This is a genomic window from Enterobacter sp. MGH120, from assembly GCF_001037725.1.
In the GTDB taxonomy this organism is placed as follows: Bacteria; Pseudomonadota; Gammaproteobacteria; order Enterobacterales; family Enterobacteriaceae; genus Enterobacter; species Enterobacter hormaechei_C.
The window spans coordinates 1,712,718-1,725,674 of record NZ_KQ089940.1 but is presented as its reverse complement, the minus strand read 5'-3'; the positions used below and the strand labels follow the sequence as shown (position 1 = coordinate 1,725,674).

The following is a 12,957-nucleotide window of genomic DNA, read 5'->3' as shown; positions in this document are numbered from 1 at the left end:
AGAAACGCCCCGGTAAGCAGTCTGCTCGTCCGGGGCGTTGCATTGTACAAAGTCTGGCGCAGGGATGCCACGTTTGCACGCGGCATTTACGAAATTATTAGCGAGTGCGCGGGCACACTTCGCCTTCAGCGAAGAAGAATGCGATTTCGCGCGCAGCAGATTCAACAGAGTCGGAACCGTGGGTGCCGTTCTCGGTGAAGCTGTCTGCATAGTCGGCGCGCAGAGTACCTGCCAGCGCGTTGTCCGGGTTGGTTGCACCCAGCAGATCGCGGTGACGCTGTACCGCGTTTTCGCCTTCCAGTACGGATACCACGATTGGGCCAGAGGTCATGAACTCGACCAGACCATCAAAGAATGGGCGACCTTCGTGCTCAGCGTAAAAACCGCGAGCCTGCTCAACGGTCAGGTGCAGCATTTTGGTGCCAACGATCTTAAACCCTGCTGATTCAAAGCGAGCGAAGATGCTGCCAATAACGTTTTTTGCCACCGCGTTTGGTTTGATGATGGAAAAAGTACGTTCAATAGCCATTGATAACCTCTGTAAAATGTTCTGTTGTTTTTGCATACCTGAGTATGGTGTGGCGCGGATTATAAAGAGCAATAGCGCCATTGCCTATGGTTATGCATAACATTTTTTTAAAATGAGACGAAGATTAGCAACAGCTCGTATTTCGCATACCGTGTTGATGATGAAAACAGAGCGGACACTGCTTTTCATCAGACGTAAATGACCAGAAATGACGGTGGCACGTCAGGCAAACGGCTTCATATGCCGGTATGGTCACGCTTTTCGCTGTTCCTTCTGTTTGCGTCACGTTTATCGCCGCATGCTGGCATACCGCTTCGCAGCCGCCGCACCCCGTACAGCGTCCGGTTTCCACGACCAGTTCAGCGTTCTCAAACCGAATCGCGTTTTCCGTACAACTCCGCCAGCACGCGCCGCACAGTACGCAGGATTCGGTATCGAGAGTTATCTCTGCCTCGCTAAACGCAGAAAACGCCCTGCGCAGTTCACGCTGACCGGGCACGACGCTACAGGCCTGGACATCCTCTCGGGGAACGTGCATCAGCACACGCCGGGCGGTATTAACCTCGTTGACGGGTATATATTTAAACGCCCACGCCGCTTCACCGCGTCGGCGAAGCGCCAGATTCAGCCGGGCAATCGCCAGCAACCAGTCAGGATTCTGCTCCGCGTCGATACTGATAAAACGAACGTGGTACTGCGCGTGCCACAGCAGAAGCTCATTCACCCCTGGCGCACGGTCAGTAAACGGCCCAACAAGCATATCGCCACACAGAAAGCGTTTTCGCGGCGTGATGCCGGTGATGGCCTCAGCGGGGCAGACGAACAGGCAGTCACCGCATTCAATACAGCGGCTGTCATTAACCGAGACGCTTGAGTCGGTAAAAGAAAAAGCCTGCACAGGACAGACGTCCGCGCAGGCGAGGCAGGAAGCGTGGCGAAAACGGCGACGGACGCACGCATGCGTCACGTCCATCGCCGGGGCAAAGGTCAATCCGCCCATCAGCCAATACTGAAGAAAACGAAGCGCAGCATCAGCTCACCGACAATCAGCAATGCGCTTCCCAGCAGCATGGGAGATCGCGCCGCTTTCAGACCGCCCGCAGCAAAGCACAGCATACCCGCAACGGATACGCACCAGCTCAGCAGATGAACGGTTCGCAGTTGCTCCAGCATCTGTAGCGGTGCGTGAGGGAACGTCACCACGGTGTTGTCCATAGCCGTAATATCTGCCAGCCAGACGGGCTGCATCACCAGACGCACAAGCACCAGCAGCGTGATAATGACAACCGCCGCACGCACGGTAGTCTGGGAACGCGTCCCAACGGCCATGCAGGCTGAGCCGATAATCCCCACCGAACCGAAAAACAGCACCAGCGTGTTAACGTGCTGCCATGTCACCACGGATGCGTGCATGTAGATCTGCGCCATGCAGAACACGTCGACTAAACCAACCAGACCTGCCACAACCAACAGTGGCTTCCAGCCTGGCTTTTTGACAAACATCAGCAGCGTTGCGAAGCCAAGCGCCGCAAGATAAAGACTGGCAAAGATAATCTCACGACTCAGCCAGGAGCTGGATACGTGGCGCAGCGCGTTAAGAGCATTAAGCGGATAGCCCATGTGCAGCGCGGAGGCGAGCAGCCCCAGACTCGCCAGCACAAACGCTCCGGCTGCCGGCAGCAGCGCGCTGCGTTGCGTGCTTCCGAACGCCAGCCACAGCGTAACGCCAACCGATCCTTGCAGGAACAACGTAAAAATCAGCAGTGGTAACTCATGCATGACGTTTCCCCTCTTTCTCTGCGCCCTGATGCGCTTTGATCACCAGGTTTGGTTTGGTGATGGAGGAATCAGGCAGGCCTTTCACATCACAGACCGCACCATACTTCGCCCGCAGTTCATCAATCGGCCCGAATTTAATCGCTTCGAGTGGACAGGTTGCCACACAGACGGGCTGCTCTCCCTTCGCCTGGAGATCCACGCAGAAATCACATTTGGACATCTGCCCGGTCTGCTCGTTGAGCTGTGGCGCGCCGTAAGGGCAAGACCATGCGCAGTAGCCGCAGCCGACACACTTATCAGTATCAACGCGCACAATGCCGTCCCCCGGACGCTTATGCATCGCGGTGGTTGGACAGTTTTTGGTGCAGACAGGATCTGCGCAGTGGTTACAGGAAATAGAGAGCGTGTAGGCAAAAACGTTGTTGCTGACGCCGCCCTGCCCGGTCGGGATAAAACTCCCGCCGTTGACTTCATAAACGCGACGGAAACGACGTCCGACCTCAATGTTGTTTTTATCTTTGCACGCCACCTGGCATGCCTTGCAGCCCGAGCAGCGAGAAGAGTCGATATAAAAACCCAGCTGTTTGTCGCTCACCGGTGCGTAATGTTTAAACTGACTCATGCTTTAGCTACCTCCACCAGCATGGTTTGATGGGAATTCCCTTTCGCAAGCGCGGTAATACGGGCGGAACTGAGCACGTTTGCGCAGCCGCCTTTATCGATACCCTGCGCGTCCGGCTGCCACCAGGCGCCTGCCTGCATGGCCACCACGCCTGGAATGATGCGCGGCGTGACCTCCGCCGGGATCTCACAAATGCCGCGCGCGTTATGAATACGCACGGTATCCCCCTGCGCAATGCCGCGCTTTTGCGCATCCTGCGGGTTGATCCACAGCTTTTGCTGCTGCGCCTCAATTAACCACGGGTTGGCGTACTGGGTGGAGTTAGCGCGGTTTTTCCCTTTCCAGGTGATCAGCTGGAGCGGGAAGGTTTTGACCAGCTCGTCTTCCGGCCCTTCATGGGCAGGCACGTAGTGCGACAGCGCCGGGATTTCCGGGTGCTGCATGTCGTACAGACGCTTCGAGAAGATCTCAATTTTTCCGGACGGGGTCGGGAACGGATGATTCTGCGGATCGCGAATGTTGTCTTCAAAGGCAACGTACGGCGCGCTTTTGAAAAGATGCTGACGCGTCTTCTGTAGCGTCGCGAAGTCCGGCAGGTTTTCATCCGGCATGGACAGCCGCGTCTGCTCCCAGATGTGCTCAATCCACGCTTTTTCGTCACGGCCCTCGCTGAACGCTGGCTCGACGCCAAGCTTAGCAGCGACTTCCCGCAGCCAGTCGTAGTCTGAACGGCGTTCAAATTCAGGTTCAATCAGCTTTTCTGACAGGATCAGATAGCTTGCCGTGCCCCAGGTTTCGCCGATATTCCAGCGTTCCATGAAGCTGGTTTCCGGCAAAAGCAGGTCGGCGTATCTGGCGCTCGGCGTCATAAACAGATCGCTTGCGACGATAAACTCGATTTTCGACTCGTCTTCCAGGACACGGGTTGCCTGATGAAGATCCGGGTTCTGGTTAGCCAGATAATTGCCCGCCAGCGAGAACAGGATGCGGATATTGCTGTCCAGCTTCTCAGCATCCTTCAGGCCATCTTCCGCGGTTACCTTAGAAGCATCATCCGCGGCCTGCACCCAGTTCATGACCGAAATTTTGGCGTTGACCGGGTTGTCCGGCATCTCTGGCCCGGCCGCAAATTTGCGGTTTGCGCAGCCGCCATAGCCTGCTGCCCAGCCGCCTTTCACCCCGACGTTACCCGTTAGCGTGGCCAGTATCGTCGAGCCGCGCGCGGTGCGCTCGCCGCAGTTGTGACGCTGCGGTCCCCAGCCCTGGATCAGCGCGGCGGGTTTGGTGGTTGCGTAGTCACGCGCCAGCTGACGAATAGTTTGTGCAGGCACGTGGGTGATTTTCTCTGCCCACTCAGGCGTTTTCGCCACGCCATCCTTTGCACCGCTCAGATAAGCCATCAGGGATTCATTGGCCGGAACGCCCTCTGGCATGGCGTCTTCGTCAAAGCCCAGGGTGTAGCGTTGAATAAAGTCGCGATCGTGCAGATTCTCCGTGACGATCACATACATCATCGCGTCCATCAGGGCGTTGTCTGTTGTGGGAAGCAGCGGGATCCACTGGTCGGCAAGGGAGGAAACCGTATCGGAATAGCGCGGGTCGACAACAATGAAGCGCGTGCCGTTTTGCTTCATCTTCTGGTAGAAGTGGTTGCTGTGCCCAAAGATGGTTTCCGTCGGGTTATGCCCCCAGAGAATGACCAGTTTGGTGTCCAGCAGCGTGTCCAGAGAGCTGCCGCTGGCGGCGGTGCCATAGGTATACGGCGTTGCCGCCGCCGTGTTACCCATACTGACCGAGTGATAGCTTTCGAGATAGCCGCCGGTTAAGTTGAGCAGACGACGAACCATTTTATCACCGGAAAAGGTCCCGCCGGACACCGCGGTGCCCACATGAACATAGCGTGACGCAGCACCGTATTTTTGCGTAATAGTTTTTAATTGATTCGCAATAAGGGTGGTGGCTTCATCCCAGGTAATACGCTCGAATTTTCCTTCGCCACGTTTACCTACACGTTTCATTGGATATTTCAGTCGATCGGGGTGATAAACAAATTTCCGATAAGCCCGACCACGAACGCAGGCGCGCATTACTGGCATCTGCGGATCCAGCGCGTTATCCGGACGCGTTGAAATTCGGGTCACAACGCCATCACTGACGTGAGCACGAATATCACATTTGCCGCCGCAGTCAAACGTACTACAGGTTTGCACCACTTTTTCTTCAGGCGTAGCGTCTGAAACCGCCGCGCCCTGTGCCTGTACTTTGCCGGTTTTGACGACAAACGGCAGGGCGGCGAGCGCCGACCCTGCCTGAATAAACTGACGCCGGGATATGGAGGGAATAAGCCTTTCTCCCTGATGTTTATTTTTTTTCATTGCTCGTTCCTTCAAATAAAAACGCATTCTCGTTTTTTTTCAGGAACGAATATTGATAATTATCAAGCTAACTCTTGAGGGGTAATACTTAGCGATCTAATTCAAAATTCACTGTCGCCGTTTGTCCTGTTTCATCTAATACAATTAATTGATATTTACCCGGCAAATATAATTGCAGTGAATAATTCTTCTGATGCCCGTCCAGCGGTTCGCCATTCAAAAACCACCATCGTTGTCCCTCCCCGCCGCTGGTTGAAACGTTAAGGGTCATATTTTTCTCACCCGGAAGACGTTTAATTACCGCCCCTTCTCTGACGCCTGACAACATCATCGGCGCCGCATTATGGTTATCCAGCGGAGGGCAAATAGCTGAACGGGCGGGAAGACGAGCAGCCCGTTTTTCAGCAGCAGGCAGCCAGGGCTCCAGCGGTAGCGGCCAGACATCCAGCACTTTCTCTGTCGCATCAGGACAATCCGCCGCAACGCGTTTGCCTTCTTTATCCAGCCAGACCGGGAAACGGATCCCGCGAATACCTTCCTGTTCCGGCAGCAACAGCGTAGGCGGTTCACTGCCTTCCAGCAGCCAGGTTGACAGCCGACGCCGACAGTTTTCGCTCCCTTCAGGCAGGGACTGGCCCCCCGGCCAGCAAATCACGCCCCGTCCTACGCTTGCAGGACGCGGATCGCGCGGCAGGCGCGCTTCATCCACCATCGAGCGGGACTGAAGCATGTTATTGACCTGATTCAGGAGCGGTACCGCGCTGGCGAAACCAAACTGCCCGGCAACGGGCGTGCCGTCCGGGCGTCCGGTCCAGATTCCAATGACATACCGGGCATTCAGGCCGATGGCCCAGGCATCCCGGTAGCCATAGCTGGTGCCCGTTTTCCACGCCAGCGGCGCAACCTGGGGCAGCGCACTGTCCGGCAGGGGCTGTGCTTCATTAGCGAGAATGCGTCGAATGATCCACGCCGCCCCCTGCGACAGCAGCGGACGTTCGATCAGCGGATCGCCCGGCTGTAAACGCAGCCGGCCCGCCTTACCCTGACGCGCAAAGGCGCTATAGGCGGCAGCGATATCAGCCAGGCGTGCGCCTGCGCCCCCCAGGATCAGAGAGAGGTTGGGCTGTGCCCCCGCAGGCAGAATGAGCGGTAATCCCGCGTTGCTCAGCATTCCGGCAAAACGTTTTGGGCCGTACGCTTCCAGAACCTGCACCGCAGGCAGGTTGAGGGAACGCACCAGGGCTTCGCTCATACTGACCGGCCCATGGAAGCCGCTGTCAAAGTTGCCGGGACGATAATCCCCCGTTTTTCTTGGCACATCCTGCAATAACGAAGCGGGATGGATCAGACCATCGTCCAGCGCCATGCCATAGATGAATGGCTTGAGGACCGATCCCGGCGATCGGATCGCATTGACCATATCCACGTGGCTGAAACGGCTGTCATCATTGATATCTACCGAGCCTACCCAGCCACGCACTTTCATGGATGTATGATCCACGACGATCATCGCCAGCGAACTGCGGGCAGGCAGGCGTGATTTCCAGTTCATTGCCAGCTCTTCAAGCTGTCGTTGCAAAGCTGCATCCAGCGTGGTGACTATTTTTGTGTCACGACTTTTACTCAGCATCATGCGGGAAAAGAGCGGCGCCAGCTGCGGCATCTGCCGGGGAGCCAGCCAGACCGGCTCTTCACGGGACTCTTTCACCTGCTTCTCAGACCAGACACCCTGAGTCAGCATACGGTCGAGCACTTTGTTCCGCGCCGCTTCGGCACGTTTCGGCCAGCGATCCGGGCGCAGACGACTGGGTGCCTGCGGCAGCACTGCCAGCAGCGCCGCGTCGGAATAGCTCAGCTGAGACGGCGGTTTGCCAAGGTAAGTCCAGCTTGCCGCGCCCACGCCCTGCAACGTGCCGCCAAACGGGGCACGGTTGAGATACAGCGTCAGGATTTCACGCTTGGAGAGATGCCACTCCAGCTGCATCGCCCGCCACAGCTGACGGATTTTGCCGCCAAAGGTACGCGGATGCGGATCCAGCAGGCGCGCCACCTGCATGGTAAGCGTGCTCCCGCCGGAAACCACTCTCCCGGAGGTGAGATCCTGCCAGGCGGCACGCAGTACAGAAAGCGGATTGACGCCCGGGTGATCCCAGAACCAGCGATCTTCATACTGGATCAGCGCCTCAAGATAGCGTGGGGAAACCTCTTCAATGGTAACCGGATAGCGCCAGATGCCTTCGCTGTCGGCAAAACGCCACAGCGGAACACCCTGCTCATCCACCACCACTCGCGCTGGGTTGACCTCTTTCAGGGGCAACGGCCACACGCGGTCAGCGACGACAATCAGCCCCCCTGAAACGAGAAGCGCTCCCGCCAGCCACAGCCAGCGGGAGCGAATCAGGCGTGCTATCCGCATCTTACGGAACAACGATCAGCGGGCCACTGGCCGCCCCCGTTGCCCGCCACTGCGGAACGTACATGGACTCGACCATCGGAACAGGCACCTGGTAGGTTCCCGGCGTAACGGCACGGGCCAGGTAAACCAGCGTGACCGGCTGACCTTCATTGACCGGCACCGCGGCCACAAAGCGATCGTCGCGGAATTCCATGTGCTGAATATCAGACTGTTGCATCTGATTCAGCAGGTTTTGCACTTCACTGCCGCTGTCCTGCAAGCTGGCGCTGCTGCTCGCCAGATTCTGGTTTTCCAGCTCCAGACCTGCCGGGAGCAGATCCACCACCAGCGCATCCGGCACGTTCTGGCTGGCCTTCACCTCCAGCCACACCAGAACCAGCTCACCGCTCTTCAGAGAAGAGAGCGACTTGCTGCTGCCGTCTGTCGCCAGGATATGACGTTCAATCTGCAAGACATTAGAGGATGGCTGAGGCGCGTACTCCGGATAGCCAGTCGTGTCCAGTCGTACCCACAGCGGCGTAGTGCCGGTATTCGTCACCTGCAAGGCATCAAGCTGGTCGCCGTTCAGGTTTTCTACCTGCGCTTTATCACTGCTCTGGGTCTGTTCAGAGAGGCTGGTCGTTGCCGTCCACGCGCCTGACAAGGTTTGCAGTGAACGTCCGGCCATGAACAGCGCATTGCTCTCCTGGGTAGACAGCCAGCGCTGGCTGAACGCGTCTTCAGATAACGCGTTCAGCAGCCTGTTTTGCGCATCCGGCAGCAGCTTGTACTCTTCCAGCAGGGAGAGCATCAGGGCATTATCACGCAGCTGGCTGCCGTAATCCGCCATCCAGTTTCGGCTGTCGTTACGGGGAGTTTTGAGAGCCAGATCCAGCGCCTGCTGGCTGCGCGGTGCATCCCCCATCAGTTTGAGTGCCATGCCCAGCTGCATCAACGGAAGCCCGGAAGCAGCCTGAGCGTGGCGCTCCCAGATTTCACGCAGCGCACCGAGCGGCGCTTTTTGCTGACGAGCCAGCACCAGCGAAGCGTACGCCTGAACAGCAAATTTGCTGGCCTGGGTGTCGTCGCTGTAGCGGATGGACATCATCCCCGGATCCTGTAAATAGCGCAGCAGTCGGCTGTTGGCGTTATTCACTGCCTCGGCAGGCACGCTGTAACCCTGCTCCCCTGCCCGCACCAGGAAGTCCGTGACATAGGCGGTCAGCCAGTACTCTTCCGGGCCGTTTTTATCCCACAAGGCAAAACCGCCATCGTCACGCTGCATTTGCAGCAGACGGGAGATCCCGATATCAATGGCCGCACGGCGTTTATCGTCGGTATCGCCTTTAATACCCAGTGCCTTAAGTTGTGCCGCGTTGGTGAAAAGCGACGGGAACAGGCCGCTGGTGGTCTGCTCAAGACATCCGTATGGATAGGCCTGAAGTTCACGAATGTAGCGCGCCAGATTTAAAGGTGGTTTACCGCTGAGCAACAGCTGCCCCTGTAGCGTGGCAGGCGAGAAACCGTTGATATGCTGTGCTGGTGCACTCCAGGATTCGCCAGGGTTCAGCATCGTGCCCGTATTCACCGTTTGCGCCGGGAATGCGGGACGCACGCCAATTTTCCAGCTCTTCTGCTGCGGCGCAAACGTCTCACCAGGGAGCTGAAGCCCCGACACCTGAGCAGTCACTTCACCATCACCATAGCCTTCCAGGGCGCGCACCGGAATAAACAGGGTGCTACGTGCGCCAGGCGGCAGCTTAACCGGCTCTGGCTGAGCACCTTCGAGCGACAACTTACCGGTTGCGGTTAACGCAATGTTCAGCGTTTGCGGCTGGTCCGTCAGGTTAGTCAGGTCCAGCGTCAGGCGAGAGGTATCGCCACTTGCGAGGAATCGCGGCGTATTAAGCTCGGTGATAATCGGAGCCGCCACAATGATTTTGCTTTCGCTGCTGCCGAAATCGTCTTCCGTCCAGCCCTGCGCCATCAGACGCAGTTCGCCGTTGAAATCGCCAATCGGCAGCGTGATGGTGCCTTCGCCGTTGGCATCAAGCGTAACCGGCTGCGCCTGCTGGGCAATTATGGTGACATGGTTCACCGGTGGCTTACCGCCGCGTTTCAGTTCATCGCCGTCTCCGCCAAAGCGCAGTGCGGCCAGACGTCCCTGACCTTCAATCACCTGGCCGTAAACATCATAGATGTCCGCGCCATAGCGCTTCTGACCGAAGAAAGCTTCCCACGGATCCGGCGTGACGTAGTCGGTAATGTTCAGCACGCCGCTATCGACAGCCGAGACCAGTACGTTCACCTTCTGTGGCACAGTCCCCTCTTTTACGCTGGCTTTCACTTTCACAGAAAGCGTCTGGTTCGGACGCATTTTTTGCGGGTTATCCAGTGCGATGTTCAGGCGACGATTTTCGTCCCCCATTGGCAGATGCAGCAGGCCAACCGCCCGTTTTGGCGTGGCGGATTTGGATTTATCGCCAGGACGAACCACCAGCGTGCTGAGGTAGAGATCGTGACGTTTCCAGTCCTTATCCACCGGAATGGCGAGATCCAGACCGTTTGCTGGCACGTCGATCTCTTTCCACCACAGCGGTCCTTCGCTGGATTCGATCATTGCATAGCCCTTGCCTGCGGCCGGCGCTGCAATATGCAGGTTGATGGTATCGCCTGGCTGATAGGATGGCTTGTCCAGTTTCAGCGTCACACGATCCGGGCGAGCAGCGCCCGTGCCATCGCTGTTATCCTGCCAGCTGTACCCCGCCCAGAAGCGCACGCTGCTGACCATGTCATCAGGGGCTTTCACTTCCAGACGGTATGAGCCCCACTCCACCGGGAAGGTGACTTTACCGGTTTCATCGGCCTTGAGGTTTAGCTCCTGCTCGCCCTCAACCAGATCTTTTTGATCAAACTGGGACTGCCAGCCCTCACTCTCGGACCAGTTCCAGAAGTAGTCGCGACGCTCACGGATCAGACGCACCTGCAAACCAGATACCGCTTTTTTCGTCCCGCTGGCATCGGCATAGACGATGTCAAAGCTGGCGTTGCCGTTTTCATCGACAATCGGCTGATTGACGGTGGTATCGGTACGGTAGTCGTAAACGGCCTTGCTGGCGAACTGTGGGCGGATCCCCGGAAGTTCAGCCGCAGGCCAGATAGCCTGCTCGGCGCGTCGCGTTACCGGACGCCCACCTGATTCCAGCAGGCTGGCCTGCAAAATCAGTTGCAGCGGCGAGTGCGCCTCTTTCCACTGGCTTTCGGTGGTAACCTGCCCACGCCCCTGTTCGTCCAGCGTAAGCTGCACTTCATCCAGGCTGCGGCTCAGGTTCTCCTCGGCAATATCACCGAACTGGAAGCCAGGCAGCGTAGGCACCGCGTCACGTAGCGGACGCAGGAAAAGCTGGCCTTGCAGAGAATTACCGTTAGCCGGCGCGCCATACAGGTAATAGCCAGCAACGTTAAAGTCGACATTATCCTGCGGGGAAACTGGCGTTTTTTGCCCGGTCAGATTCAGCGCCATACGCTCAGGCATAAAATCTTCGACGTGGAAATCCCACATGCGCTGCTGGTTATCGCCCGTATTCGCGCGAATATGCCACATGCCGGTCTGGGCGCCGCTATCGAGCGGATAGTTGAAGCGATAAAGGCCGTTCTCAGGTTGCACAACGACCGTACGCGCCACCTGTCCGTCCGGGCGCAGCACGTCAAGTTTTACCGGCTGATCGGGAAGCGGTTTGCCATCGCTGTCGCGAAGCAGGCCGTTCAGGATCACCGTTTCACCCGGACGATAGAGATCGCGCGGGCCAAACATAAAGAACTGTTTGCTGTAACCCGGGTTACCGGCGATATCAAACTCCGCCAGATCCAGCGCCGGAAGTTTGAGGTCGAGAAGCGTCGTCTGGCCATCTTTACTGGCCAGGATCAGCGCGGCTTCTTTATCGGTTTGCAGTTTCGCATGACCATCGGCGTCGCTGTTCGCCTCGGCCAGGGTCTGCCCTTTATCGTTCAGAAGGGTAATGGCCACACCTGACTGCGCCGCACCGTTTTCAAGACTCTGGGTGAAGATGTCCAGGCGGTTATGATAACGGTGAGCGGACAGCCCAATATCACTTAAGGTAAAGAGCGTCGCGGCGTTACTGTAGTTATAGTGACCAGCCTGATTCATCACGGCGATATAGACGCCAGACTGCTGGAGCGGCTTAATATCTTTGAGCGGCAGGAGCAGTTTTTCACGCGTATTGCGCGCCGGGTTGAGGTCGAAACGGCCGGTGTAGACCAGTTCCGCCATCTTCAGCAGGTTGTCAGATTCCCAGTTGGTCAGCGAGTTACGGTACTCCCACTGGCTGACAAACGAGGCCAGCGACTCCGGCTTCACGCGATAGAAGTTCACATCCACATTGTTGACGTTGAGCGCCATCACCGGCAACCCTTCCACCACCTTACCCGGCAGCAGCGATCCGCGGCTGGCGAATCCGACCGTCGGTTCAACATCCCGGGTGGTGATCGCTTTTTCATAGTCGATGCCGAATGTCGCTTTGTTCAGCGCCAGCAAATTACGTTCGACGGTGACGACCAGATTACGATTCGGCTCCAGATGGCGCAGGCGCAGCTCTTTCAGATTGGGGGCCAGTTCCCAGGCGCCGTCCACTTTGCCGCTTTTTTTATCCACCACATGCACCGTTTTCGCAAAATCCTGGCTGGGATCCAGCGGTACAGAGAAGGTCAGAACCAGCGTCGCAGCGCCGTCGAGTTGCACTTCAGAGGCATCCAGCAGCGTCAACGCCTTGCCCTGACTCTGCGCGGCCAGCTTAGCCAGCTTTTCAGGATCCGGTTTTGCCGGGGTTTTCTGTTCTGATGCAGTAGACGCTGCGGGGGCAGCGGCCTGAGGTTTGTCGTCGCTGTTATCACAGCCGACAAGCGTAAAGGTGGTGAGCAGCGCGAGAGAGATCGCAGCTAAGCGAAACGGTTTCATCCTGTGTCCCTGGCCTGAGGGGCCTGTTGGTCATCGTCCGGATAAGTATTATCCGCAAGTTTCGTTAATACAAAAAGTCCAATTTTATAATCTGGAAAGCACCTCGCAGAATGGCATCACGCAGCCAAACCGTGATGGAACGGCGATCACAGCGCATAACGTAACATGTTACCTTTCGCGTCATTTGTTTTTAAAACAAGAAGATAGCTGGATAAGCTCGCATCAGGCCTGCTAGTTTTATGACCATGACGCACCCCGAGTGCGCGGTTCAATAAGAGAGAA

Annotated in this window: 7 protein-coding genes; all 7 read right to left on the bottom strand. The window is 57.2% G+C overall.

Going from position 1 to position 12,957, the window contains the following annotated elements; all coding sequences use genetic code 11:
• Positions 1-97: 97 nt before the first annotated feature.
• On the bottom strand, positions 98-529 hold the full coding sequence (gene ndk / locus SK54_RS08235) for a nucleoside-diphosphate kinase (RefSeq protein WP_003860625.1): 432 nt from the start codon (positions 527-529) through the stop codon (positions 98-100).
• A gap of 124 nt (positions 530-653) precedes the next feature.
• Complete coding sequence (locus tag SK54_RS08230) at positions 654-1,529, bottom strand: 4Fe-4S binding protein (protein ID WP_017383529.1); 876 nt, start codon at positions 1,527-1,529, stop codon at positions 654-656.
• A complete protein-coding gene (locus SK54_RS08225) occupies positions 1,529-2,308 on the bottom strand; it encodes a dimethyl sulfoxide reductase anchor subunit family protein (RefSeq protein ID WP_032103986.1) in 780 nt (259 codons plus the stop codon). The genes SK54_RS08230 and SK54_RS08225 overlap by 1 nt, the downstream gene beginning before the upstream one ends.
• Positions 2,301-2,930: a DMSO/selenate family reductase complex B subunit gene (locus SK54_RS08220; protein ID WP_048247029.1), complete on the bottom strand. Its 630-nt coding sequence runs from the start codon at positions 2,928-2,930 to the stop codon at positions 2,301-2,303. The genes SK54_RS08225 and SK54_RS08220 overlap by 8 nt, the downstream gene beginning before the upstream one ends.
• Positions 2,927-5,305, bottom strand: coding sequence for a DMSO/selenate family reductase complex A subunit (locus SK54_RS08215; RefSeq protein WP_048247027.1), 2,379 nt, complete (start codon positions 5,303-5,305; stop codon positions 2,927-2,929). Before SK54_RS08215 ends, SK54_RS08220 begins: the two co-directional genes overlap by 4 nt.
• Positions 5,306-5,393: 88 nt before the next feature.
• Positions 5,394-7,721 carry a peptidoglycan glycosyltransferase PbpC gene (pbpC, locus tag SK54_RS08210; RefSeq protein WP_017692922.1) on the bottom strand — a complete coding sequence of 776 codons (2,328 nt, stop codon included), beginning with the start codon at positions 7,719-7,721 and terminating at the stop codon, positions 5,394-5,396.
• Position 7,722: 1 nt separating this feature from the next.
• Positions 7,723-12,675, bottom strand: a complete 4,953-nt coding sequence (locus SK54_RS08205; protein WP_048229809.1) for an alpha-2-macroglobulin family protein — start codon at positions 12,673-12,675, stop codon at positions 7,723-7,725.
• Positions 12,676-12,957: the final 282 nt, after the last annotated feature.

Bases quoted from the DNA above. Each gene is read 5' to 3' on its own strand.
- SK54_RS08205 (WP_048229809.1), bottom strand. From the start codon at position 12,675: ATGAAACCGTTTCGCTTAGCTGCGATCTCTCTCGCGCTGCTCACCACC.
- SK54_RS08215 (WP_048247027.1), bottom strand. From the start codon at position 5,305: ATGAAAAAAAATAAACATCAGGGAGAAAGGCTTATTCCCTCCATATCC.
- SK54_RS08230 (WP_017383529.1), bottom strand. From the start codon at position 1,529: ATGGGCGGATTGACCTTTGCCCCGGCGATGGACGTGACGCATGCGTGC.
- SK54_RS08225 (WP_032103986.1), bottom strand. From the start codon at position 2,308: ATGCATGAGTTACCACTGCTGATTTTTACGTTGTTCCTGCAAGGATCG.
- pbpC (WP_017692922.1), bottom strand. From the start codon at position 7,721: ATGCGGATAGCACGCCTGATTCGCTCCCGCTGGCTGTGGCTGGCGGGA.
- SK54_RS08220 (WP_048247029.1), bottom strand. From the start codon at position 2,930: ATGAGTCAGTTTAAACATTACGCACCGGTGAGCGACAAACAGCTGGGT.
- ndk (WP_003860625.1), bottom strand. From the start codon at position 529: ATGGCTATTGAACGTACTTTTTCCATCATCAAACCAAACGCGGTGGCA.